Annotated in this window: 25 protein-coding genes and 1 tRNA gene; 15 read left to right on the top strand and 11 right to left on the bottom strand. The window is 61.6% G+C overall.

The genetic code is table 11. The features are described from left to right. Nucleotides 1–474, top strand: coding sequence for a methyltransferase family protein (locus tag SJ05684_RS05875; protein ID WP_034854755.1), 474 nt, complete (start codon nt 1–3; stop codon nt 472–474). A gap of 188 nt (nt 475–662) precedes the next feature. On the opposite strand, the gene SJ05684_RS05870 is transcribed toward SJ05684_RS05875, so the two are convergent. Both SJ05684_RS05870 and mgtE read right to left on the bottom strand, forming a co-directional pair. Next, nucleotides 663–1,049 carry a MerR family transcriptional regulator gene (locus SJ05684_RS05870; protein WP_034854756.1) on the bottom strand — a complete coding sequence of 129 codons (387 nt, stop codon included), beginning with the start codon at nt 1,047–1,049 and terminating at the stop codon, nt 663–665. A 68-nt stretch (nt 1,050–1,117) separates the two neighbouring features. Continuing rightward, nucleotides 1,118–2,536 (bottom strand): magnesium transporter, encoded by a 1,419-nt coding sequence (gene mgtE / locus SJ05684_RS05865; protein ID WP_034854757.1) that lies wholly within the window; start codon nt 2,534–2,536, stop codon nt 1,118–1,120. Nucleotides 2,537–2,849: 313 nt separating this feature from the next. Here mgtE and SJ05684_RS05855 point away from each other — a divergent pair, with 313 nt between their 5' ends. Together SJ05684_RS05855 and SJ05684_RS05850 are read left to right on the top strand one after the other, a co-directional pair. Next, nucleotides 2,850–3,356 (top strand): peptide deformylase, encoded by a 507-nt coding sequence (locus SJ05684_RS05855; protein ID WP_034854758.1) that lies wholly within the window; start codon nt 2,850–2,852, stop codon nt 3,354–3,356. A 200-nt stretch (nt 3,357–3,556) separates the two neighbouring features. Further along, the gene (locus SJ05684_RS05850; protein ID WP_034854759.1) at nt 3,557–3,814 is read left to right on the top strand and encodes a hypothetical protein; all 258 of its coding nucleotides are present in this window, start codon (nt 3,557–3,559) and stop codon (nt 3,812–3,814) included. Between the two features lie 171 nt (nt 3,815–3,985). Here the strand turns inward: SJ05684_RS05850 and SJ05684_RS05845 are convergent, their stop codons facing one another. Genes SJ05684_RS05845 through SJ05684_RS05835 form a run of 3 tightly spaced genes read right to left on the bottom strand, consistent with a single transcriptional unit; the run spans nt 3,986 to nt 8,843 of the window. Continuing rightward, the gene (locus SJ05684_RS05845; protein WP_034854780.1) at nt 3,986–5,539 is read right to left on the bottom strand and encodes a SpoVR family protein; all 1,554 of its coding nucleotides are present in this window, start codon (nt 5,537–5,539) and stop codon (nt 3,986–3,988) included. 12 nt (nt 5,540–5,551) lie between these two features. Next, nucleotides 5,552–6,868, bottom strand: a complete 1,317-nt coding sequence (locus tag SJ05684_RS05840) for a YeaH/YhbH family protein (RefSeq protein ID WP_034854760.1) — start codon at nt 6,866–6,868, stop codon at nt 5,552–5,554. Nucleotides 6,869–6,893: 25 nt separating this feature from the next. After that, the gene (locus SJ05684_RS05835; protein WP_034854761.1) at nt 6,894–8,843 is read right to left on the bottom strand and encodes a PrkA family serine protein kinase; all 1,950 of its coding nucleotides are present in this window, start codon (nt 8,841–8,843) and stop codon (nt 6,894–6,896) included. Between the two features lie 575 nt (nt 8,844–9,418). Between SJ05684_RS05835 and SJ05684_RS05830 the strand changes: the two genes are divergently transcribed. Further along, entirely contained in the window at nt 9,419–9,862 is a 444-nt protein-coding gene (locus SJ05684_RS05830; protein WP_034854762.1) for an SRPBCC family protein, read from the top strand. A gap of 261 nt (nt 9,863–10,123) precedes the next feature. Here the strand turns inward: SJ05684_RS05830 and SJ05684_RS05825 are convergent. Next, nucleotides 10,124–10,208: transfer RNA gene (locus SJ05684_RS05825), tRNA-Leu, on the bottom strand. Nucleotides 10,209–10,404: 196 nt separating this feature from the next. On the opposite strand from SJ05684_RS05825, the gene lipB reads away from it, so the two are divergent. The 6 genes from lipB to fghA all read left to right on the top strand — a co-directional run bounded on the left by lipB (nt 10,405) and on the right by fghA (nt 14,992). Beyond that, nucleotides 10,405–11,124: a lipoyl(octanoyl) transferase LipB gene (lipB, locus tag SJ05684_RS05820; RefSeq protein WP_050980003.1), complete on the top strand. Its 720-nt coding sequence runs from the start codon at nt 10,405–10,407 to the stop codon at nt 11,122–11,124. A 217-nt stretch (nt 11,125–11,341) separates the two neighbouring features. After that, nucleotides 11,342–11,743, top strand: coding sequence for a helix-turn-helix domain-containing protein (locus tag SJ05684_RS05815; RefSeq protein WP_034854764.1), 402 nt, complete (start codon nt 11,342–11,344; stop codon nt 11,741–11,743). An 86-nt stretch (nt 11,744–11,829) separates the two neighbouring features. Further along, nucleotides 11,830–12,957: an S-(hydroxymethyl)glutathione dehydrogenase/class III alcohol dehydrogenase gene (locus tag SJ05684_RS05810; RefSeq protein WP_095694217.1), complete on the top strand. Its 1,128-nt coding sequence runs from the start codon at nt 11,830–11,832 to the stop codon at nt 12,955–12,957. A 74-nt stretch (nt 12,958–13,031) separates the two neighbouring features. Next, nucleotides 13,032–13,472 (top strand): YaiI/YqxD family protein, encoded by a 441-nt coding sequence (locus SJ05684_RS05805; RefSeq protein ID WP_034859423.1) that lies wholly within the window; start codon nt 13,032–13,034, stop codon nt 13,470–13,472. A 19-nt stretch (nt 13,473–13,491) separates the two neighbouring features. After that, entirely contained in the window at nt 13,492–14,142 is a 651-nt protein-coding gene (locus tag SJ05684_RS05800) for a DUF1345 domain-containing protein (protein ID WP_034859424.1), read from the top strand. Between the two features lie 16 nt (nt 14,143–14,158). After that, complete coding sequence (gene fghA, locus SJ05684_RS05795) at nt 14,159–14,992, top strand: S-formylglutathione hydrolase (RefSeq protein ID WP_034859425.1); 834 nt, start codon at nt 14,159–14,161, stop codon at nt 14,990–14,992. A gap of 19 nt (nt 14,993–15,011) precedes the next feature. Here fghA and SJ05684_RS05790 read toward each other — a convergent pair whose 3' ends face one another. After that, nucleotides 15,012–15,323: a DUF1883 domain-containing protein gene (locus SJ05684_RS05790; protein ID WP_034859454.1), complete on the bottom strand. Its 312-nt coding sequence runs from the start codon at nt 15,321–15,323 to the stop codon at nt 15,012–15,014. A 294-nt stretch (nt 15,324–15,617) separates the two neighbouring features. Here SJ05684_RS05790 and SJ05684_RS05785 point away from each other — a divergent pair, with 294 nt between their 5' ends. From SJ05684_RS05785 to SJ05684_RS05775, 3 genes are read left to right on the top strand one after another with little or no spacing between them, the layout of a single operon-like run. Beyond that, nucleotides 15,618–16,610, top strand: coding sequence for an RluA family pseudouridine synthase (locus tag SJ05684_RS05785; protein WP_034859455.1), 993 nt, complete (start codon nt 15,618–15,620; stop codon nt 16,608–16,610). Then, on the top strand, nt 16,610–17,275 hold the full coding sequence (locus SJ05684_RS05780; RefSeq protein WP_034859426.1) for an HAD-IA family hydrolase: 666 nt from the start codon (nt 16,610–16,612) through the stop codon (nt 17,273–17,275). Before SJ05684_RS05785 ends, SJ05684_RS05780 begins: the two co-directional genes overlap by 1 nt. Next, entirely contained in the window at nt 17,268–18,050 is a 783-nt protein-coding gene (locus SJ05684_RS05775; RefSeq protein WP_034859427.1) for an ATP12 family chaperone protein, read from the top strand. The genes SJ05684_RS05780 and SJ05684_RS05775 overlap by 8 nt, the downstream gene beginning before the upstream one ends. A gap of 36 nt (nt 18,051–18,086) precedes the next feature. On the opposite strand, the gene sugE is transcribed toward SJ05684_RS05775, so the two are convergent. The 3 genes from sugE to SJ05684_RS05760 all read right to left on the bottom strand — a co-directional run bounded on the left by sugE (nt 18,087) and on the right by SJ05684_RS05760 (nt 21,256). Next, complete coding sequence (gene sugE / locus SJ05684_RS05770) at nt 18,087–18,401, bottom strand: quaternary ammonium compound efflux SMR transporter SugE (RefSeq protein WP_034859428.1); 315 nt, start codon at nt 18,399–18,401, stop codon at nt 18,087–18,089. A 150-nt stretch (nt 18,402–18,551) separates the two neighbouring features. After that, nucleotides 18,552–19,862: a replication-associated recombination protein A gene (locus SJ05684_RS05765; protein WP_034859429.1), complete on the bottom strand. Its 1,311-nt coding sequence runs from the start codon at nt 19,860–19,862 to the stop codon at nt 18,552–18,554. Beyond that, the gene (locus SJ05684_RS05760) at nt 19,859–21,256 is read right to left on the bottom strand and encodes a DegQ family serine endoprotease (protein ID WP_034859430.1); all 1,398 of its coding nucleotides are present in this window, start codon (nt 21,254–21,256) and stop codon (nt 19,859–19,861) included. The genes SJ05684_RS05765 and SJ05684_RS05760 overlap by 4 nt, the downstream gene beginning before the upstream one ends. A 424-nt stretch (nt 21,257–21,680) precedes the next feature. On the opposite strand from SJ05684_RS05760, the gene msrP reads away from it, so the two are divergent. Both msrP and msrQ read left to right on the top strand, forming a co-directional pair. Next, nucleotides 21,681–22,619 carry a protein-methionine-sulfoxide reductase catalytic subunit MsrP gene (msrP, locus tag SJ05684_RS05755; protein WP_034859431.1) on the top strand — a complete coding sequence of 313 codons (939 nt, stop codon included), beginning with the start codon at nt 21,681–21,683 and terminating at the stop codon, nt 22,617–22,619. 2 nt (nt 22,620–22,621) lie between these two features. Further along, nucleotides 22,622–23,287 carry a protein-methionine-sulfoxide reductase heme-binding subunit MsrQ gene (gene msrQ, locus SJ05684_RS05750; RefSeq protein ID WP_034859432.1) on the top strand — a complete coding sequence of 222 codons (666 nt, stop codon included), beginning with the start codon at nt 22,622–22,624 and terminating at the stop codon, nt 23,285–23,287. Between the two features lie 146 nt (nt 23,288–23,433). Here the strand turns inward: msrQ and rplQ are convergent, their stop codons facing one another. Beyond that, nucleotides 23,434–23,856 (bottom strand): 50S ribosomal protein L17, encoded by a 423-nt coding sequence (gene rplQ, locus SJ05684_RS05745; protein WP_034859433.1) that lies wholly within the window; start codon nt 23,854–23,856, stop codon nt 23,434–23,436. Nucleotides 23,857–23,981 lie beyond the last annotated feature (125 nt).

The following is a 23,981-nucleotide window of genomic DNA, read 5'->3' as shown; positions in this document are numbered from 1 at the left end:
ATGAATGCCTATCGTGCCAAGCCGCTGAATTTTCCATGGCCGCCGATCATCTACGGCACGGCCGCGCTCATAGCGCTGGTCTTGACGCGCGTTCACCCGATCCCGGTCATGAACGGGCAGAGCTGGTTTCCCTGGCTCATCGGCGGCGCGTTGATCTTCTCGGCAATCCTTCTTGATCTCTGGGCCGTCAAAGTGCTACTCGAGCGGCACACTGCGGTCCTGCCGCACCGTTGCGCGACTTGCCTGGTGACGAGCGGTCCCTTCCGCTTCACCCGCAATCCAATCTATCTCGGCTATACCTTGGCGATGACGGGCGCCGGGCTCATGACACTGAACCCGTGGTTCTTCATCATGGCGATCCTCGCCGTAGCCTTGACGACGCTGTTTGCCGTCCGCAACGAGGAGCGACACCTGCTCTCCCGCTTTGGTTTCGAATTCGAACGCTATTGCCGCCACACTGCGCGGTGGATCTGAACGGGCGGTCAATCTGGACGGAAAAGGTGGCGGAGGCCACAGTTTAAGGCAGTCCACGGAGACGCCCACGAAGAGCTTCGCTAATCTCACAGCGCCGTGCGTCCTTTCGGACGCACAAAGAACGTTGTTACCTTCGAACCTAGGCATCGTGCACTCCGAGAATCGGGTCCGATTCTCAGGGCAATGCACTAAGTGCCGACGCCGATCTCGGCGAGACGGGTCAGGCAGGCCTCTTCGACATTGTCGAGCTCGGTCAGCGTATCGTCAATATCCTTGCGCTTCTGCCGCAAATCCTCGCGCTTCTCCTCGACGCGCTTCATCAGGAGCTGCAATTGCCCCATCTCGCCCGGCGGATCCTTGTAGACCTGGATGATCTCGCGAATTTCGGCGATGGTGAAGCCGATGCGCCGACCGCGCAGAATTTCCTTGATCAAGCGCCGATCGGCCGGCCGAAACAGTCGCGTACGCCCACGACGCTCCGGATGAATGAGCCCTTCATCCTCGTAGAAGCGAAGCGTCCGGGTTGAGATGCCGAATTCCCGCGTCAGCTCCGTGATGCTATAGTATTTATCCACGCCATCATTCCATCAACTCACGAAGCTTCACTATTGTTGACTTTGACGTAAAAGTCAAACTCGTGTGCTCATGCGACGTTGAACCACCATGCCGCCAGGCCGAGGAAACTGAAGAAGCCGATCACGTCCGTAACCGCCGTGACGAAGACGGCCGAGGAGACGGCCGGGTCGGCACCGGACTTGTCCAGAACAATCGGAATCAGAATGCCGGCGAGCGCGGCGGCTATCATGTTGATCAGCATCGCGGCGGCGATGATACCGCCGATATGGACATTCTGGAACCAGAGCCCCGCGACAATGCCGATGAAGGTGCCGAAGACCAGACCGTTCAAGAGACCGACGCCCGCCTCGCGGCGAATGATCCGCGGCGCGTTATGGGTGTCGAGCGCCCGGGTCGCGAGCGCGCGGACCGTCACCGTCATGGTTTGTGCGCCCGCATTGCCACCCATGCCGGCAACGATCGGCATCAGGATCGCCAGCGCAACGATCTGCTGGATTGTCGCATCGAAGAGGCCGATGACGGTGGCGGAGATGAAGGCCGTCACCGTGTTGACGAACAGCCAGGGGATACGAGAGCGCGATGCACCTCCAACGGTATCCGACAGTTCCTCGTCACCGACGCCGCCAAGGCGCAGCAAGTCCTCCTCGGCCTCCTCCTGGATCACGTCCACCACGTCGTCGATCGTCAGCACGCCGACGAGGCGGCCATTGTCGTCGACGACGGCGGCCGACAAGAGATCATATTGCTCGAAGAGTTGTGCCGCCTCCTCCTGGTCCATTTCCGCCGGGATGGCATGGCTCGTGTCGCGCATGATCGCGTCGATCTTCACCGATCGCTTGGTGCGCAGCACGCGGTCGAGATCGACGGCGCCGAGCAGCTTGAAGGTCGGGTCGATCACAAAGATCTGCGTGAAGCTGTCAGGCAGATCCTCGTCCTCGCGCATGTAATCGATCGTCTGGCCCACCGTCCAGAAAGGCGGAACGGCCACGAACTCCGTCTGCATGCGCCGGCCGGCCGTGCTTTCCGGATAATCGAGCGAACGGCGTAGGCGAACACGCTCGGTAAATGGCAGTTTCGCGAGGATCTCTTCCTGATCCTCCTGATCCAGATCCTCGAGAATGTAGACCGCGTCATCGGAATCCATCTCGCCGATCGCTTCGGCGATCTGCTCGTTCGGCAGGTGTTCGACGATGTCGAGACGGATCGCCTCGTCGACCTCCGTCAAGGCCGCAAGGTCAAAGTCCTTGCCGAGCAGCGACACGAGCGACAGGCGCTGCTCCGCCTGGATCGCCTCGAGGAGGTCGCCCAACTCCGACGCATGCAGTCCGGCGACATGCTGGCGCAGATAGATCGTGTCGCGATCGGCGATCGCGGCACCCACATGCATGAGGAAATCCGAGCGCACCGAGCCGTCGTCGGCATAGATGTCCGAGCCGTCGAAGGCGGCGTTCTCGTCGGAACCGCGGTCGTCATCTATGTTGCTCATGGACCCGCCCTCGAAAAGAATACCACCACCGGCAACGGCGCGCAGCCTTGTAGACCCGTAGGAGACATGCCACTTTCGTCGTCCTGCCCGCAGGCAACGACCTGTAGCCCTGCTAGCGCAAACCACCACGAAGGTCCACAGCTACTGCAAGTCTCCGCAAATCGACATCGTTTTAAGGACAAGACATGTAGCAAATCAAAGCGCTACAGCGACCTTTGCGCGCCTGATTGGCGTGCAGCGCTGTAGACGTTACGCCTCTGGACCATTTAACCAAGCTGTACCAAATGCATTGCAGCGCAGAGAGGGCTTCCGCATGGCCATCCGACCGATCATCAAATTTCCGAATCCGCTGCTGAACATGGCCACAAATGCAGTCAACCAGTTCGACGAAGACTTGCAACGGCTTGCCGACGACCTGGTCGAGACGATGCGCGCCGCTCCGGGTATCGGGATCACTGCAGCGCATATCGGCATCCTGAAACGGGTGACGGTCATCGAACTCGACCGGGAAAGCGGACCGCGCGTTTTCGTCAATCCGGAAATCGTCTGGCGCTCGGGCCAGACGGCGCGCCACAGCGAGGGCAGCGTTTCGATGCCCGGTGTTTCCGAAGACGTCGAGCGGCCGGCGTGTGTCCGCGTCCGGTACCAGACGCTCTTAGGCGAAACGCGGGAGGAAGAGGCGAGCGGCCTGATGGCCGTCTGCCTTCAGCATGAAATCGACCAGTTGGACGGCCTGTTCTGGACCCGGCGGCTGTCGCGGCTGAAGCGGGAGCGCGCGGTAAAGCGATTCGAGAAGATGCGCGCCGCTGCGGTCGATTGAACGGCCTGCAGCGCCGCGCGGCTTTTCAGACGCGCAAAGGTCGGTGTGACGCTTTGAATCGCATCGAGCTTCCGAAACTCGATTTCGATTTCGATTTCTGGGTCGATGCGCTAGCCTCGGCCCACCTCCACCTGAACGCTGCGGCCGGTAGTTAGATGCAACCGCGCCGAGTAGCTCCGAACCAAACCGAAGGACATGCAATGAAACTCACGCGCCTGACACTTCTGTGGGCCATAGCACTCGCCGGCTGCACGGCGACACCCGATCTGGAGCCGCTTCCCGGCAGTCTCACCTATGGCGAGACTGCCTCGTCCCGCAAAAGCCAGGCCGCGCCCGGTACCAAGATTCAGAACCGGTTCCTGCACCAGGGCAAATACGTCTACGAGACCTATGAAGTCCAGTCAGATCACACCTACAAGCTCATTCGCCGCAGCGTCGTCGACAGCCTGGGCGACTGATCGGCAAACCACTACGGCGCCGCGCGTCCTTCGGGACGCTATCAGACGCGCAAAGGTCGCGGGAGCACTTTGGGTTGCTTCAATGCCTTTGACCTTAAACCGAGGTGAAGGAGACATGCAGTAGGAAAGCACGGAGGGCCGTCGGGGGCGAGCGACGGTCGTGCCACCACGTCAGTCGTCGCCTGACAGGTCCGCCGTCGTGCATTCGTAGAGAGTCTCGCCAGTTTCGCTATCGACGCCGGCGATGCTGACGTCATATCCCCACAGATGGCGGACGTGACGCAGCGTGTCGTCCCGGCCGTCCTCTTCGAGAAGAACGCCATTCTTGACGTTGTGCTGCAGGCGCAGATGGCGGTCGCCCAATAGGTCCACATCCATCACCTGGATATCCGGCTGGTTCGCGCCGACGTCGTAGCTGCGGGCAAGCGCCGTGCGGATCGCCTCGTAACCGCGCTCGTTGTGTATGGAAGCGACTTCGCAATAATTGTCGTCTGCCTCGTCGGTCAGCAGAAACAGCCTGAATTTCCGTATGAGCGACGGGCTCAGATATTGCAGGATGAAGGACTCGTCACGGTGGTTTGCCCAGGCGTCGAGCAGCGTCTCGCGCCAGTTCCCCGTCCCCGCTATCTCCGGAAACCAGTCACGATCCTCCGACGTCGGGTCGACGCAGATGCGCTCGATCTCCTGCATCATCGCGAATCCGAGGGCATATGGATTGATGCCGGGGTAGCGGGGATCGTCAAAGGGCGGCTGGAAAACGACGTTGGTATGGCTCTGGAGAACCTCCAGCATGGCGCCTTCGGTGATCTGACCCCGATCGAACAGCCGGTTCATGATGGTGTAGTGAACATAGGTGGCACACCCCTCGTTCATCACCTTCGTTTGCCGCTGCGGATAGAAATATTGCGCGATGACACGGACGATGCGCAGGATTTCCCTCTGCCAGGGCTCCAGGATCAGGCTGGTCTTCTCCAGAAAATAAAGAAGGTTCTCCTCGGGCAGATTTAGCGCTTTCTTGCGCTCCGATACGTCACGCTCGACCGCCTTTGGGTCGCTGTTCTCGCTCGTGGGCGGAAGCGTCCGCCACAGGTCGCTAAAGGTCTGCTCCTCGTATTCCAGCCGCTCACGGGTGCGCTCCCGCTCCTTTTCCGAAGAAAGTCTCGGAGGCCGCCGATAGCGGAAGACGCCCTGGTCCATGAGCGCATGGGCGGAATCGAGAATCGACTCGACTGCGGCCGTGCCGTGGCGCTCCTCGCATTTGGCGATGTATTTCTTGGCAAACTCCATATAGTCCAGGATCGCACTGGCATCGGTCCATTGCCGGAACAGGTAGTTGTTTTTGAAGAAGTGATTGTGGCCGAAGGCGGCGTGAGCGGTCACCAGGGCCTGCATGGCCATGGTGTTTTCCTCCATCAGATAGGTGATGCAGGGATTGGAGTTGATGACCAGTTCGTAGGCCAGGCCACGACGACCCTTGCGATAGAGGTGATCCTCGAAAACGAAGCGCTTGCCGAAGGACCAGTGCTGATACATCAGCGGCATGCCGACCGATGAATAGGCGTCGAGCATCTGCTCGGAGGAAATGATCTCAAGCTGGTTCGGATAGACGTCGAGCCCGAGTTCATCGATCGCGATCGCCTCAATGGCGTCATAGGTGCGCGAGAGCGTCTCGAAGTTCCAGTCGGAGCCCTGAAACAAAAGGTTTGAGGCCGCGCCCTGTGGCATCATCATCGCCTTTCACTTGTGCAACTGCACGGTCTGCTGCTTGCCGAAGAGCTTGCGGAACACCGGATAGATGTCCGCCGGCTTCGCTATGCGGGTCATCTGGAAGTTGGGCCATTCGTCGTCGACGGTGCGATAGGCGCGCCAGAGCGACGTCCCGTTGTCGGTCGTCCCGAAGATCTCCGTCTCACGCTCGTCGATGATTTCGACATAGGCGTAGTACTGGCATAGCCGCATCAACTCGTCGTGCAGCAGCGAAGCGCAACGCTCCGAGTCACCGGAAATGTTCTCTCCGTCCGAGGCCTGCGCGGCGTAGATGTTCCATTCATGCGCCGGATAGCGCTCGCGTATGACGCGGAGCATTTCCTCGAGGGCCGTCGAAACGATCGTGCCGCCGCTCTGTTTGCTGTAGAAGAACGTGTTTTCGTCGACCTCGCCCGCCTCGTCCGTATGGCGGATGAAGACGATGTCGATGCGCTCGTAGCGCCGCTTGAGGAAGAGGTGCAGCAGCACAAAGAAGCGCTTGGCGAGGTCCTTCTCACGCTCGCCCATAGAGGCGGAAACATCCATGAGACAGAACATCACCGCGCTTGCATTCGGCAGCGGCTGCGGCTCGAAGCGATTGAAACGGATGTCGACCGGATCGACATAGGCGATCCGCCGGCGCCGACGTTCCAACTTGTCGAGGGTCTGGCGCAACTCCTCGATATGCTGTTTGTGCTTCGTCTGCGCACCCGGCGCCGCCTCGAGCTTGGCAATCTCTTCTGCGAGCTCCTCGACTTCCCGCCGCGACGGACGCCTGAGCGCAATGCGGCGCCCGAAGCTATTGCGCATCGTGCGCCCCACATTGATGTTCATGGGAGAGCCGCTTGCCGTGAAGCCGGCGCGGCGCCGCTTGAAGGCGACGGACTCCTTCAGATTGAGCTTCACCATATCCGGGAGTTCCAGGTCCTCGAAGAACAGATCGAGCACCTCTTCGCGGGAGAGGACGAACTGGAAATCGTCCTCGCTTTTACCGGTCCCGGCGCCCGCGCCTGCTGCCCCTCTGCCGGAACCCTTCTTCGGGAGACGGTCTCCGGGCGCGAACTCGCGGTTCCCGGGCAAAACATACTGCTTTTCACCGCTATGTCTGTCGGGCTGGAAGCTCGGCTCGCTGACGCCGCGGGCGGGCATCGACACGTTGTGCTCGGCGTCGACGTCGGCGATCTTGCCCGATTTTACCCGCTCCTTGATGACGCGCTTCAGTTCCTCACGCGCGCGCTTCAGGAAACGCTGCCTGTTGCCGAGACTCTTGTCTTTCGGGTTAAGGCGGCGGTCGATGAAATTCGGCATTGACTGACCCCTGCGTCGCGCATCCTCAACCCGCCTTGTTCACCCGCATGTACCAATCGACGAGCCTTCGCACCTGCCGTTCGGTGTATCCGCGCTCCTTCATCCGTTGGACGAACTCGGCGTGCTGCTTCTCGGTGGCGCTGTCCTTCTTGGAACCGAAGCTGATCACCGGCAGCAGGTCCTCGACCTGGCCGAACATGCGCTTCTCGATGACTTCGCGCAGCTTCTCGTAGCTGGTCCAGGCCGGATTGCGCCCGTGGTTCTTGGCGCGCGCCCTGAGCGTGAACTTGACGACTTCGTTGCGGAAATCCTTCGGATTGGCGATGCCCGCCGGCTTTTCGATCTGCGACAACTCGCTGTCGAGAATCTTGCGGTTGAGGATCTGCCCCGTGTCCGGATCCTTGAAGTCCTGGTCCTCGAGCCAGGCATCGGCATAGGCGATATAGCGGTCGAAAAGATTCTGACCGTATTCGCTGTAGGATTCCAGATAGGCCTTCTGGATCTCGTGACCGATGAACTCCGCATAGCGTGTGGCAAGTTCCGACTTGATGAAATCGAGATAGGCCGCCTCGGATTCCTTCGGGAACTGTTCGCGCTTGATCGCCTGCTCCAGGATATACATGAGGTGCACCGGATCGGCGGCGACCTCCTTGGTGTCGTAGTTGAAGGTCTCGGAGAGGACCTTGAAGGCAAAGCGCGTGCTGACGCCGGTCATTCCTTCGTCGACACCGGCCGCATCGCGATATTCCTGGACGGAGCGCGCCTTCGGATCGACATCCTTGAGATTCTCGCCGTCATAGACGCGCATCTTGGTATAGAGCGAAGAATTCTCGTGCGGCACGAGACGGGTCGAGACCGTAAACCGGCTCAGTATCTCCAGGACTTCCGGAGCGCACGGGTTGCTGACCAGTTCGCTTTCGCGAAGAAGCTTTTCATAGATCATCTTCTCTTCGGTCACGCGCAGGCAATAGGGCACCTTGACCACCAGGATGCGGTCCAGAAACGCCTCGTTGTTGCGGTTGTTCTTGAACTGCAGCCATTCCGACTCGTTGGAGTGCGCAAGGATGGTGCCCTGATAGGGGAAGGCGCCGAAATTCTCCGTGCCGTTGTAGCTGCCCTCCTGCGTCGCCGTCAGCAGCGGATGCAGGACCTTGATCGGAGCCTTGAACATCTCGACGAATTCGAGCAGCCCCTGCGAAGTGCGGTTGAGCCCGCCGCTGTAGGAATAGGCGTCGGGATCCGCCTGGCTGTAGTTTTCGAGCTGCCGGATATCGACCTTGCCGACGAGCGAGGAGACGTCCTGGTTGTTCTCGTCGCCGGGCTCTGTCTTGGCGATGCAGATCTGGCGCAGCCGCGAGGGCGTCAGCTTGACGACGCTAAACTTCGAAATGTCGCCCCCGACCTCGTCGAGCCTTTTCGCCGCCCAGGGCGAGATCAGGCCGGTCAACCTTCGTCGGGCGATGCCGTATTTGTCCTCGAGAAGATCGGCCATGCGCTCGGGATGAAAGAGGCCGAGGGGCGACTCGAAGATCGGGCTGATCTGTCCATTGACCATCAGCGTGTATACCGGCCGCTGCTCCATCAGCCTCTTTAGCCGCTCGGCGAGCGAGGACTTGCCGCCGCCGACCGGTCCCAGGAGGTAGAGAATCTGCTTGCGTTCCTCGAGACCCTGGGCAGCGTAGCGGAAGTAACCGACGATCCGCTCGATCGTGTCTTCCATGCCGAAAAAGTCGGAAAAAGCCGGATAGATCTTGATGGTTCGGTTGGCAAAGATCCGGCCCAGACGTTCGTCGGCGCTGGTATCGACGAGAACCGGTTCTCCAATGGCATCCACCATCCGCTCCTGAGCGGTGGCGTACATACTCTTGTCGTCACGACATGCGAGAAGATATTCCTGTAGGCTTATCTCTTCTTGCGCTGCACTCGAATAGATCTCCGAAAAGAGGTCGAAGACGTCAGATTCACTCCTTTGCATCGTGCTCTCCCGCGGCAGGCCGCTTGGTTGAAACGGGATAGCTGCCTGTCGGCTTCTGCTTCAAGTGAACGGTTTCCTGACTTCAAAGTTCCTTCTTTATAACCGGCACTGGAATCGGATGCCGAAGCAGCAGCTAACGACGACATCCGCACATCAGTTCGGGACCGACCGATCGGCGCCTCTTTTGAAATCGGAGGCGCGCTCCGCAAGACTCGTCGCTCTGTCACCCCATCATCGCGGCCGCTGACGCGAATCCGCATGACAAAATGAAGCATAACTAATCCCTGCCCGTTCGCCGACTTTTTTTTTACGATTCCGCGAATTTAGCCATCAACATTATCGTGTAGGGCGGTTGCTTCGTGAGTGGCGCGCTTGGTCAATAGGCGTAGAAGCGGCAGTCGGCAAACTCACGGTCCGGGGCATGGGTGAAACGTCCGGCTCCGGGATGGCAACGTCTAAACTGGCGCTTTCAAGAAATCTGGGATCCGCTGTCGCATTGGCGGAGCCTCGTTCGTCCTCGGCGCGTGGACCGGCTATTCATCGGCGGCACTGTCAATTCACAAGGAGAAACGATTATGCCCAGCATCATACGCTTGCATCGCGTTCTGGCAACCAACCCAGAAAAAGTCTATCGCGCGTTCATCGAGGCAGACGCGCTCGCGAAGTGGCTTCCGCCAAACGGCTTCGCCTGCACTGTGCATCACCTGGATCCCAAAGTCGGCGGCACGTTCAAAATGTCCTTCCGGAACTTCACAACGGGTACAAGCCACGCGTTTGGCGGCGAATATGTCGAACTCGTCCCAGGCGAACGCTTGCGCTACACGGACACTTTCGACGATCCCAACCTGCCCGGTGACATGCAAGTGACTGTGACATTGAAGAAAGTATCGGTCGGCACCGAGCTGGATATCGAGCAGGCAGGCGTGCCGGACGTCATACCACCCGAGGCTTGCTATCTCGGTTGGCAGGAGTCGCTGCGAAACCTGGCAAGGCTTGTCGAGCCTGAGATCAATCAATAGCGCATCAGCATCGAGCAAAGGCCGCTGGCACCGGATCGCCGGGTCGAGTTCCGCGATCTGAAGGACGAAGTGACGGTGCCCGTTCCGGACGAATGAACAGAGCCGATTCAAGCGTCGCTTGGCTAAACAACGGCAGCGAGATGCGAATCGTTGGTGCACACGCGGCCGAATGCAGCAGGACCCGGTGGTCAAATTTCCGGCGTCTTGCCAAAGAATACGATGGAGGAGATTTGCGTATCCAGCTCGCCTGCCGGATAGTTTTGGTGCGGTCGAGAAGACTCGAACTTCCACGGGTTGCCCCACAGCGACCTCAACGCTGCGCGTCTACCAATTCCGCCACGACCGCATCGTGGTAGGTGCCGATTTGCGTCGGCGGGGCTGCATGTAGCAAAAGCATTGGGGGTGCACAAGGGCGCCGTGACAGAAATTTGACGGGAAACCGAACAATTTCGACGGACCTCGCTGAAAGCGCTGGAAACGCTGGACTCTTGGCGCCGTCCGTCCCATGTACAAGTCGGAAAAGTCGGTAAATGTGGGCCCCCATGCAGCGTGAAAACCTCAGCAAGGAGATGTTTGCTCCGCCGGAAACGCCGCCGGTGCGCTGGCGCATCGCCCCTGCCCTCGTCGGTTATCCACAGGCGGTCGAAACGATGGAGCGAGAGGCGGCGGCAATCGCGGCCGGCACCGCCGACGAGTTGGTCTGGCTGGTCGAGCATCCGCCGCTTTACACGGCCGGCACGAGCGCCCATGCCGCCGACCTCGTGATGCCGGACCGCTTTCCGGTCTTTGCGACCGGCCGCGGCGGCGAGTATACCTATCACGGTCCCGGGCAGCGGGTCGTCTACGTCATGCTCGACCTGAAGCGGCGCCGGCAGGATGTCCGCGCCTTCGTCGCGGCGCTCGAAAGCGTCATCATCGCCACGCTCGATTCGATGAACATCAAAGGCGAGCGACGCGAAGACCGCGTCGGCGTCTGGGTGCGCCGGCCGGAGAAGGCGCCGCTGATGGATGGATCCATGGCCGAGGACAAGGTCGCCGCCATTGGTATCCGCCTGCGAAGATGGGTGAGCTTCCACGGCTTCTCGCTCAATGTCGACCCGGATCTTGATCACTTCAACGGCATCGTGCCCTGCGGCATCCGCGGCTATGGCGTGACAAGCCTCGTCGATCTCGGTCTGCCGGTCATGATGGCCGATGTCGATACACGGCTCAGGGAAGCATTCGAAATGGTCTTCGGCCCCACGCGGGCGGATAACGGTTAGAATCACGCAACCACAATCTGCCGCATGCCGCATCGCTCGCGCCGGAAGATTGGAGACCGACGCGGCGATCGGGGGCGCATTTGGTCGACTTTTTGCCGCTGCGGATTGCCCCGCCCGCACTTAAAGGCCTATAAGCTCATCTCACCTTCGCCCCACAGCGGGCAGTCAAAGGCGCTTCCGGCGTCCCGACAACGACAATCAGGCGAAAGGAGCTACCATGCACGTATCCACCGAATCCGCGATTGCGCGTCTGCACCAGACAGGAGACGGCGATACCCTGGGCGGCCGCATCTGGAGAGCACGGGACGCGGCGAAGCTCACGACGAAGGATCTGGCAACCAAGCTCGGCGTTCGTAGCGAAACCATCTCTTCCTGGGAGCGCGACCGCGCCGAACCTCGAGCCAATCGGCTTTTCATGCTCGCAGGCGTGCTCGGCGTCGCGCCCGTTTGGCTGATTGCCGGGATCGGACGCGGGCCGGATGAAGAGACGGCGGAGCTACCGGGGAACCAACTGCGCAAGCAACTCGCCGTCATCAAGAAGCTGCACGCTCAGACTGGAGAAGCCATTACGGCGCTCGAGATGGAAATCGGGCGTGTCGAGCAGAATGAAGAATTCTAAGCCAATGTAATTTCAGCTTACGCGCGCCGTTGTATTGACGATTGAATCATACCGTCAAATGTATTTGCGAATCCAGGGAGATAAAGATGGACGTACGCGCCGCCGTTGCCGTTCAGGCCGGCAAGCCGCTGGAAGTGATGACGGTGCAGCTCGAAGGCCCGCGGGCCGGCGAGGTGCTCGTCGAGGTGAAGGCGACCGGAATCTGCCACACCGACGATTTCACCCTCTCCGGCGCCGATCCGGAAGGGCTGTTTCCGGCAATCCTCGGCCATGAAGGCGCTGGCATCGTCGTCGATGTCGGCCCTGGCGTCACGAGCGTCAAGAAGGGCGACCACGTCATTCCGCTCTATACGCCGGAATGCCGGTCCTGCCCCTCGTGTCTGTCGCGCAAGACCAATCTCTGCACCGCCATTCGCGCCACCCAGGGCCAGGGCGTGATGCCGGACGGCACCTCGCGCTTCTCGCTCAACGGCGAGAAGCTGCACCATTACATGGGCTGCTCGACTTTCGCCAATTTCACCGTGCTGCCGGAGATCGCCGTCGCCAAGGTCAATCCGGACGCCCCCTTCGACAAGATCTGCTATATCGGCTGCGGCGTCACCACCGGCATCGGCGCCGTCATCAACACCGCGAAGGTCGAGATCGGCGCAACGGCGATCGTCTTCGGCCTGGGCGGCATCGGTTTGAACGTCATCCAGGGGCTGAAGCTCGCCGGCGCCGACGTGATCATCGGCGTCGATTTGAACAATGACAAGAAGGAATGGGGCGAGAAGTTCGGCATGACCCACTTCGTCAATCCGACGGAGGTGGGCGACGACATCGTGCCCTATCTCGTCAACCTGACGAAGCGCGGCGCCGACCAGATCGGCGGCGCCGACTACACCTTCGACTGCACCGGCAACGTGAAGGTGATGCGCCAGGCGCTGGAGGCCTCGCATCGCGGCTGGGGCAAGTCGGTGATCATCGGGGTCGCCGGTGCCGGCCAGGAGATCGCGACGCGGCCGTTCCAGCTGGTCACCGGCCGCACCTGGATGGGCACCGCCTTCGGCGGCGCGCGCGGGCGCACCGACGTGCCGAAGATCGTCGACTGGTACATGGAGGGCAAGATCCAGATCGATCCGATGATCACCCACACCATGCCGCTCGATGACATCAACAAGGGCTTCGAGCTGATGCATTCCGGTGAAAGCATACGCAGCGTCGTCGTCTATTAATCTGCGACTGCATCCGATAAGCGTCGGAACCTTCTGGGTTCCGGCGCTTCGCAGTTCCAAAGAGACTTTCCCCGATGATTTACGTCGACGCCGATGCTTGTCCGGTAAAGGCAGAGATCCTGAAAGTGGCCGAGCGCCACGGCTTGGAGGTGACCTTCGTCGCCAATTCGGGACTGCGCCCTTCGCGCGACCCTATGGTGCGGAACGTCATCGTGTCGGCGGGCTTCGACGCCGCAGACGATTGGATCGCCGAACGTGCGGGCAAGGGCGATGTCGTGGTCACAGCGGACGTACCGCTCGCCGTGCGCTGCGTGGCCGCAGGGGCGCTCGCCACCGGCCCCACCGGCCGCATATTCGACCGAACCAATATCGGACTGGCATCTGCCATGCGCGATCTCGGTGCACATCTGAGGGAGACTGGCGAAAGCAAGGGCTACAACGCCGCCTTCACTGCTAAGGACCGGTCCGCTTTTCTGGAAACGCTTGACCGGCTCTGCCGCCAGGTTGGAAAGTGACGGTAAGCGGGAGACGCGGATGAATCCCCTTACTGGTCTCAGACATTGGCCCTTCTATCTTGCGCTTGCCGGCGCTCTCGGCAGCGTTGCGGTCAGCGTCCCGATTTTCCGCAACCAGGCAATCGAGATCGCCGCAATCACCTTCTTCTGCACCTACCTTTCGATCACTGCCTTCCGGCTTCCGAAACTCAGCGGAAGTTATTTGAAGGCGAATGCGCGGGACACCGGTGAGCCGGAGCCGATCATCTTTCTCGTGACGCTTGCGGCCGCGGCCGTTTCACTTGCGGCACTGTTTCTTGCGCTCAACAGCAAGGACGGCGGCAGCGCCGTCGAACTGATCCTCGCCTTCGCCTCGGTCACCCTCGGCTGGGCGACTGTGCATACGATGGCGTCGCTGCATTATGCCCACCTCTACTGGCTCGCCGGCCGGCGTCGGGATGACGCGGCCGCGCGCGGCCTCGACTTTCCGGAGACGGACATGCCTGGAGGCTACGACTTCCTCTATTTCGCCTTCGTCGTCGGCATGACTGCGCAGACCTCGGACGTCGCCGTCACGACAACAGCGATGCGGCGCGTGACGCTCCTGCATTCGATCGTTTCCTTCTTCTTCAACACGGTGCTCGTCGCAGCCGCGGTCAATGCCGCGGTTCAGCTTGCCGGCAGCACCTGATCTCCAGGAGAGCCCCATGAAAATCGTCTCACAGAACACTGCTTTCGGCGGCATGCAGGGCGTGTTCGCCCATGATTCCAAAGCCTGCAAGGGCGAAATGACCTTCGCCGTCTATGTGCCGCCGCAGGCGGTCAACGAACCCCGCCCGGTGCTCTGGTATCTCTCCGGCCTCACCTGCACCCATGCAAACGTCATGGAAAAGGGTGAGTATCGCCGGATGGCTTCGGAACTCGGCCTCATCGTCGTTTGCCCGGACACGAGCCCGCGCGGCGCCGATGTGGCGGACGAGCTTACAAACTGGCAGATGGGCAAGGGCGCAGGCTTCTACCTCGACGCAACGGAAATGCCCTGGGCCGAACACTACCAGATGTACACTTACATCACCGAGGAACTGCCCGCCCTTGTCGGCGAGCATTTCCGCATCGACCCGAGCCGCCAAGGCATATTCGGGCACTCGATGGGCGGCCATGGCGCCATGACTATCGCACTGAAGAATCCTGACCGGTTCAAGAGCTGCTCCGCCTTCGCGCCGATCGTCGCGCCCTCTTCGGCCGACTGGTCGGTCGGCGCTTTCGAAAAATATCTCGGATCCGACAAGGCCGTCTGGCGGAAATACGACGCCTGCGCCCTCGTCGAAGACGGCGCGCGTTTCCCGGAATTCCTGATCGATCAGGGCAAGGCCGACAGCTTCCTGGAAAACGGACTGCGTCCGTGGCTGTTCGAAGCGGCGGTCGAGGGCACCGGCATCGGGCTGACGCTCCGCATGCACGAGCGCTACGACCATTCCTATTACTTCATCTCAACCTTCATGGACGATCACCTGAAGTGGCACGCGGAGCGACTCGGCTGAACACCCGGGGTCACTGTTGTCAACGGGCCGGCTGGATGCGCGGCTGGCCGGCCGTTTCAAGGACGCGCACGCTCGATTCGGCAAGGCCGTGAAGGCCTTCCGTATCGATGACCAGATGCCAATGCGCCGTCTCGGGGATGGTCATCCTGAGCGGCGACTTCCGCGCGACACCGCCGAAAAACTGGTGCTTCAGCGTTTCCTTGAAACGCGTGAAGTTGACGTCGGTCATCAGGCGAACATTGGCGACTGCAGAGAGCGTGATCTCGATGCGCGTACCGGCCCTTTGGGTGTTCAGGTCGTAATGGGTAAAGTTCAAAGCTTGCTTCGCCATGGGCAAATACTGGACTTCTTGCATATATAAGGGAATTCTCACGATCGTAGCGGCCGTCGCTTAACGAATGGTTTTGACCATTCGCATGCGCCGGGGCCATGCGGGCTGGCTCTGGCGGTCGCAATGGGCTAGAGCCTTTCCTGGTTAAATGGAAACATTCTGCCGGAGCAGGTTTTCGTCAGGGCAGAGGCGATCGCCTCCGACCCTGGCGGAAAGACGCTCGGCAGAATGTTTCCATTTAACCAGGAAAGGCTCTAAAGCCAGCCCTTGAAGAACTGGAAGCGGATCGCGCAGATGGCAGGCATTGAACACAGGCAGGTGGACAGCGACGAGGCGGGCATGCGCCTTGACCGTTGGTTCAAGGTACACTTCCCGGGGCTGGGCTTCGGGCCGCTGCAGAAGCTCCTGCGCTCCGGCCAGATTCGCGTCGACGGCGCACGTGCTAAATCCGACACGCGCGTCCAGCCGGGACAGACGATCCGCATTCCTCCGCTCGGCGTCGATCCCAAGGAAAGCAAATCCGGACCGATTGCCGGCCGCGACCTGCGCAACTCCTCCGACGCCGAACTGCTGTCACGCATGGTGCTGCATGAGGACGCCAAGGTGATCGTTCTCAACAAGCCTGCGGGGCTGGCGGTCCAGGGCGGCTCAGGGGTCAATCGCCACATCGACAAGATGCTCGAGGCCTGGACGAACCAGAAAGGCGAAAAGCCGCGGCTCGTGCATCGGCTCGACCGCGACACCTCCGGCGTGCTCGTCATCGCCCGCACGCGCGGCGCCGCACAGCAACTGACCGCCGCCTTCCGCGAACGCGATACGAAGAAGACCTACTGGTCGCTCGTCAAGGGCGTTCCGCGCAAACGCGAGGATCGGATTTCCACTTGGCTCGTCAAGGAGCAGACGCCCGACGGCGATCGCATGCGGATCGCCAAGCACGGCGAAGAAGGCGCCGACCACGCGATCTCCTATTATCGGATCGTCGAACAGGCGGGCCAGAACCTCGCGTGGTTGGAGATGGAACCCTATACCGGTCGCACGCATCAGCTGCGCGTGCACGCCGCCCATATCGGCCATCCGATCATCGGCGATCCGAAATATTTCGAAGCCGACATAAACTGGGCCTTCCCCGGCGGCATTCAGAACCGGCTGCACTTGCATGCCCGACATATCGACATTCCGCATCCGAACGGTGGCCGGCTCAAGGTCACCGCGCCGCTGCCGCCGCACATGGTGCAGAGTTGGAACCTTCTTGGCTTCGACGAGAATACCGCCCGCGAGGAGGATTGATGAAACTCGTCCTTTTCGATTGCGACGGAACGCTGGTCGACAGCGCCGGTCTGATCCATGAAGTGATGGGCCGCACCTTCGAGGCCTTCGATCTTCCGCGTCCGCAGGCTGAGGCGACGCGCGGGGTCATCGGCCTGACGCTCGACACCGCGATCGCCCGTCTCATGGAGCAGAGCCGGATCGACAGCCGCATCGCGGCGATGACGACGCACTACAAAGCGATCTTCACTTCGGTGCGCAGCGAAGGACACCTTCAGGAAGCGCTGTTTCCGGGCATTGCCGACATGGTGCAAAGCTTGGCAGGCCGCGACGGGCTGTTGATCGGCGCCGTCACCGGAAAATCGAGGCGCGGGCTTAGCCACATCGCCGAAGCGCACGGTTTCGACAAGCTCTTCTTCGTCTCTCGCACTGCCGACGACTGCCCTTCGAAACCGCACCCGGCCATGGTGATGGAGTGCTGCGCGGAAGCGGGCGTCGACCCGAAGAACACCATCGTCATCGGCGATGCGATCTATGATATGCAGATGGCCAAGGCGGCCGGCGCCGGCGCCCTCGGGGTATCCTGGGGCTATGCCAGCGTGCCGGCGCTGATCGAGGCCGGCGCCGACCACATCGCCCATGTACCGCCGGATATTATCGAATGGATGGAGGCAAGCCATGCCTGATATACGCGACGAATTGCAAAGCGCCCTCACCCATGAGGACCCGGTGCGTCGCGCCCAGATCCAGATGCACAAGCCTCTGGCAAAACGTTTCTACGTGAAGGTCAGCGTCGCCGCAGCGGATGGCGGCCATGCGGTGCTTCTGGACGGAAGGACTGTGCGGACGCCGGCCAGGCAGCCATTGGCGGTACCGACGCGCAAGCTAGCGGAGCTTCTGGCGGCCGAATGGGATGCGCAAGGCGAGGTCATCAATCCGGCCGCCATGCCGCTGACCCGCCTGGTCAACACGGCGATCGACGGCGTGGCGCTCGACCAGCGCGCGGTCTTCGATGACATTCTGCGCTTCGCCGGCAGCGATCTCCTCTGCTACCGCGCCGACAGTCCCGAAGGGCTGGTGCGGCGGCAGAATGATAGTTGGAACCCCGTGCTCGACTGGGCCGCCCAATCGCTCGGCGCCCGCTTCATCCTGGCAGAAGGCGTGATCCATCAGGAGCAGCCGCCGGAGGCGATCTCTGCATTTTCCGTGGGACTGCGCGCCTTCGCGACCCCGCTCGGCCTCGCCTGCCTGCACACGATCACCGCTTTGACCGGATCCGCATTGCTGGCGCTTGCCTTTGCAAGCGGCCGTCTGTCGGCGCAGGACGCCTGGGCGGCCGCCCATGTCGACGAGGATTGGCAGATCGAACATTGGGGCACCGACGAGGAGGCCTTTCAACGGCGTGAGAACCGCTGGCAGGAGATGCGGGCCGCCGCCGCCGCGCTCGATGCCTTGAAGTAGTGACGCCTGCCGCAGCGGCAGGTGGATTACCGGACGTCATCCGATGATCTTAAGCCCGGCGACACCGGCCACGATCAGGCCAACACAGCCGAGGCGCATGGCGCTGACCGGCTCGGCAAACAGCAGTATGCCGAGCACGACCGAGCCGATCGTGCCTATGCCGGTCCATACAGCATAGGCCGTGCCGAGCGGTAGCGAGCGCACGGCATGGCCGAGCAACAGTACGCTCAGGATCATCGCCCCTGCGCTCAGCAGGCTTGGCGTCAGCCGTGTGAACCCATTCGTATATTTGAGGCCGACAGCCCATCCGATTTCGAGAAGTCCGGCGAGAAGCAGCGTGAACCAGGCCATGTGAGGCTCCTCCATCAGGAGCGAGGCCGTCCCCGCGGAAGTCGGGCGAAACCCGTGCAGCCGTCTGCATCCGCCCTCATTTAGTCCATGCGCTCGTGGACGGCAAGATCGGCCCGGCAAGCCTGCCCTGCGCCACCCGCTGACCTTGCGTCAGGAGCTCCGCTCGCGCCGGAGCTTCGTCCACCAGTCGATCCGCTTGCGAAGCTCACGCTCGAAACCGCGTTCCGGCGGATCGTAAAATGTCCTTCGTCCCATTTTTTCCGGGAAATAGTCCTGCCCGGAAAAGGCGTCCGGTTCGTCGTGATCGTAGCGGTAGCCCTCGCCGTAACCCTCCCCCTTCATGAGCTTCGTCGGGGCATTGAGGATATGTTTCGGCGGCAGCAGCGAACCGTTTTCCTTCGCCGCCCGCATCGCCGCCTTGTAGGCGGTATAGACGGCATTCGACTTCGGCGCGGTCGCGAGATAGACGCAAGCCTGCGCCAGCGCCAATTCCCCCTCCGGCGAGCCGAGGTAATCATAGGCGTCCTTGGCCGCATTGCAGATCATCAATGCCTGCGGGTCGGCAAGGCCGATATCCTCGACCGCCATGCGCACAAGTCGACGGCCGAGATAAAGCGGATCCTCGCCGGCATCGAGCATGCGGCAGAGATAATAGAGTGCGGCATCCGGATCGGAGCCGCGCACGGACTTATGCAGCGCCGAGATCAGATTGTAGTGGCCGTCCTGGCTCTTGTCGTAGACGGGAGCGCGCCGCTGGACGATGTCCTGGAGTGCCGCGGCATCGAAGATCTCGCCCTTGCGGGCTGCTCGCCAGACCTCCTCGGCCAGGGTGAGCACGGCCCGGCCGTCGCCGTCGGCCATGCGGATCAGGCTTGCGCGCGCGTCCGCGTCGAGCGGCAACGGCCTGTTTTCGGCCGCCTCCGCGCGAGTCAGCAATTCCTCCAGGCTCGCCTCGGCATGCGGCTTGAAGGTCAGCACCCGCGCGCGCGACAAAAGCGCGGCGTTGAGCTCGAAGGACGGGTTCTCCGTGGTGGCGCCGACGAGAATAACCGTCCCATCTTCTATGACCGGCAGGAAGCTGTCCTGCTGGGCACGGTTGAAGCGATGGATCTCGTCGACGAACAGCAGCGTCTGGCGCCCGGACATGCGCCGGGCCCGGGCCGATTCGAAAACCTTCTTCAAATCGGCCACGCCGGAGAAGATCGCCGAGATCTGCTCGAAGGCGAGCCCCGCCTCGCCTGAGAGCAGGCGCGCCACCGTCGTCTTGCCCGTGCCGGGCGGGCCCCAGAAAATCATCGAGCCGAGCGAGCCGGAGGCGATCATCCGCGTGAGCGTACCGTCGGCGCCGGTCAGGTGCTCCTGTCCGGTGACTTCGGCTAGCGTCTTCGGCCTCAGCCGATCGGCAAGCGGTCTTGCCGAGGCCATGTCCGGTGGTTCCTGTGGGGAAAAGAGATCGCTCATCGGAAAAACTGACGAATGATCTGGCCGTTGCGCTCGATCTCGACGCGCCAGAAAGAGGCTTCTTCGGCAACGACGCTCTCCAGCGTCTTCGAACTGTCGATGGTCACGCCATTCACGGATCGCACGATGTCCTTCGGCTCGAGCCCGATCCGCGCCGCCGGCGAACCGCGATTGACCGCCGCGACGACGACACCCTGCGAGGAGGTCGGCATGCGCAGTTCCTCCGCCAGCCGCGGCGACAGATTGGCCACGATCGCGCCGGCGAAAGGATTCCTGCCCTCGATCAGCCTTTCGTCACGCGGCTCGGTTTCCGGCGCCCGCTCCAGCTTCATGGTGATGTCGTACGCCTTCCCATTTTCCGAAATCGTCACGCGCGCCTCATGGCCGATGCCGACGGTCGTCAGGCGGTAGCCGAGAGCATCGGGATGTTCGACGGCGATACCGTTGATCGCCGTCACGACCTGGCCGGGCTTCAGGCCGGCATGTGCGGCCGGACCATTGGGGAACACCGCCGTGACCAGCGCGCCGCGGGCACGATGGAGCCCGAGCGCTTCCGCGATATCCGAAGTGACCGGCTCGAAGCTCGCACCGACGAAGGGACGGATGAAGGAACCGCCCCCACCTTCCGCCGAGGCGACGAAGACCTTGACCAGATTGGCGGGAATCGCAAAGCCGACACCATTGGAGCCGCCACCGCGCGAGAAGATGGCCGTGTTGATACCGATCAGCTCGCCGTTCATGTTGATCAGGGCGCCGCCCGAGTTTCCGGGGTTGATGGCCGCATCGGTCTGGATGAAGAAGCCGAAATCGCCATTGGAAATCTGATTGCGGGCGAGCGCGGATACGATGCCGCTCGTCACCGTCTGCCCGACCCCGAACGGATTCCCCATCGCCAGGACCAGGTCACCCACCTCGACCGCATCCGAGTCGCCGATCGGAACGATATCGAACGGGCCGCCCGCCTGAATCTTCAATACCGCAAGATCGAGGCGGTCGTCCTTGAGCACGATCTTGCAGGGAAATTCGCGTCCATCCACAAGTGCCACCTTGATGTCGTCAGCGCCTTCGATGACGTGGTTGTTGGTCACGACGACGCCGTTGCGGCCGACGATCACGCCCGATCCGAGCGACGATTGCTTCTCGCTGCGATTCGGCATGCGCTGGCCGAAGAATTCCTCGAAGAAGGGATCTCCGGAAAATATCGAGCGCCGCTCGACGACCCGCTCGGCGTAAACGTTGACCACGGCATTCGCTGTCTGTTTGACCAGGGGCGCGAAGGAGAGTTGCATTTCGACGCGGGATTGGGGAACGACCTTGGCATCCTGCGCTCCGGCGGAGCTCGACATGGCGATAGCAAGGACAAGAGACGACAGAACCCGACCGCCAAATATCATAAAGCATTCTCCCTTTCACTGCCGCGGAAGCGCGCCGCGTTCGAATTTCGAGGGCGCGCCCCGGATGCTGGTCTTTTCATGAACGCTGCCCCAAAAGAGTTCCGGCGGCGTGCACGAGTTCAGATAGGATTTCGCGAGAAAAAAGGCAAACGCGCGGCCCGTGCATCCACCGACCACTTAAGGGCAAACCTCGTTCAGCGCCGTGCGCCCTTCGGGATGCACAAAGGACGCTGTAATTCTTTGAAGCACGCATCGTGCTTTCCCAAAATCGGGTCCGATTTTGGGCCGATGCGCCAGGAAACCTGTCGCCTCCACAGCCGCGCTGCTCACGCAACATGCACGAAAACGTGGTCTGGCGCCTCTTTCCGAGTGCGTTAAACTTTGGTCATCTGACTGCACCATCATTCGACGCAGAGGAACCGAAATGTCCTATTACCGCCCACCGCGGATCGCCGCCTCCGAGATCACACCGGAACGCTTTTTCCTCGGTCGGCGCACCTTCCTCGCGGCCGCCGCCGGTAGCCTGGCGCTCGGCACGCGGGCCGCGGATGCAGCGGCGCTGGAGGCGGTCTCAAGCTCCTATAAGGTGGACGAGGCCCTGACGCCGGAAGAGGACGTCACGAGCTACAACAACTTCTACGAATTCGGCACGGGCAAGGCCGATCCCGCCGCCCGGTCGGGCGGGTTCAAACCCACGCCGTGGACGGTCAAGGTCGATGGCCTCGTCGGGAAGCCGCGAGAGTTCGGTCTCCAGGAACTTCTCCGCTTCCCGCTCGAGGAGCGTGTCTACCGCATGCGCTGCGTCGAGGCGTGGTCGATGGTGATCCCCTGGATCGGCTTTCCGCTGGCCTCGCTCCTGGACAAAGTAGAGCCGCTTGGCAGCGCCAAATATGTCGCCTTCGAAACCGTCGTTCGGCCGGAGGAAATGCCAGGTCAATCCGGCCTGTTCCAGCCCCTGCCCTGGCCCTATCGCGAGGGCCTTCGGCTCGACGAAGCCCGACACCCGCTGACGATCCTTGCCGTCGGTCTCTATGGCAAGACCTTGCCGAACCAGAATGGCGCTCCGATCCGTCTGGTCGTGCCGTGGAAATACGGCTTCAAGGGTATCAAATCGATCGTCCGCATCTCGCTCACCGAAACCACGCCTCCCTGCACCTGGAACCTCGCGGCACCGAACGAATACGGCTTCTACGCCAATGTGAATCCGGCCGTCGACCACCCCCGCTGGAGCCAGGCCACGGAGAACCGCATCGGCGAAGGCGGCTTTTTCGGCTCCAACCGCCGCGATACGCTCCCCTTCAACGGCTACGCCGACGAGGTCGCGAGCCTCTATACCGGCATGGACCTGACGGTGCATTTCTGAGGATGGCCTCCTTCCTTCCCGCCCTGCCCAAGCGCCTGCACGGTCCGTCGGTCTGGGCACTTTATGCCATCGGCTTCGTCCCGGCGGCATCCGCCTTCTATCTCGGCGCCACCGGTCAACTGCCCGGAAACGCAGTCAAGGAATTCGAGCACCTGCTTGGCCTTTGGGCGCTGCGCTTTCTGGTGGCAACGCTCGCCATCACGCCAGTCCGCGATCTGTTCGGCCTGAACTGGCTGCGATACCGCCGCGCACTAGGCCTGCTCGCCTTCTATTACGTGCTGATGCACTTCCTCGCCTATATGCTGCTCGACCAGATGCTGCGATTTCCGTCGATCGTCGCCGACATTGCCCGCCGCCCCTTCATCACCATCGGCATGGCGGCCTTCCTGCTTCTCATTCCTCTCGCGCTGACGTCCAACAACTGGTCGATCCGCAAGCTCGGGCAGCGCTGGAACAAACTCCACCGGCTCGTCTATCTGATCGCCGCGGCGGGTGCCCTGCATTTCGCCATGTCGGTCAAGGTCGTAGGGCCGGAGCAGATGCTCTATATCGCCCTTGTCGCACTGCTTCTGGCATGGCGGCCAATCAGGACGCCCTTCCTGCGCTGGAGACGACAGCGCAGCGGCGTTGCAAGGCCGAGCCCAGCAACGGAAAAAGCGGCCGGGTGAAGGCATCACCCGGCCGCTTTAATTCATCCTGCCCTCAACAGCGACGCACGTCCTATCAGACGCACAAAGGACGCTGTAACTCCTTGAACCTGCGCATCGTCTTTCCGAAAATCGGGTCCGATTTGCGGACCGATGCGCAAGCGGGATCAGGCTGCTTCGGCTTCTTCCGCTTCGGCGACGCGAGCGCGATCCTTTGCGCCCTTGGCGTCGACGTCGCGATCGACGAATTCGATGACAGCGAGCGGCGCATTGTCGCCGTGGCGGAATCCAGCCTTCATGATGCGCAGATAGCCACCGTTGCGGGTGGCGTAGCGCGATGCAATCGCGTCGAACAGCTTCGAGACCACGGCAACGTCGCGAATCTGCGAGATCGCCTGGCGGCGAGCATGCAGGTCGCCGCGCTTTCCGAGCGTGACGAGCTTTTCGACGATCGGACGGATTTCCTTTGCCTTCGGCAGGGTCGTCACGATCTGTTCGTGTTCGATCAGCGAAGCTGCCATGTTGGCAAACATCGCCTTTCGGTGGCTGGCGGTTCTGTTCAGCTTGCGACCGGCTTTAGCGTGGCGCATGGCTATTCTCCTTTACTTGCAGGCATCCGCCCGCAGTCTAACGGGGGCGTATATTCCGCTGAGAGCCGATGGCTTGAAGCGACTAGACATATACGCAGTTCAAGGTTCTAAGGCCAGCTTCACGC

Source organism: Sinorhizobium sojae CCBAU 05684 (assembly GCF_002288525.1).
Classification (GTDB): Bacteria; Pseudomonadota; Alphaproteobacteria; order Rhizobiales; family Rhizobiaceae; genus Sinorhizobium; species Sinorhizobium sojae.
The sequence above is the reverse complement of the archived record's forward strand: the minus strand, read 5'-3'. Positions and strand labels throughout refer to the sequence as shown.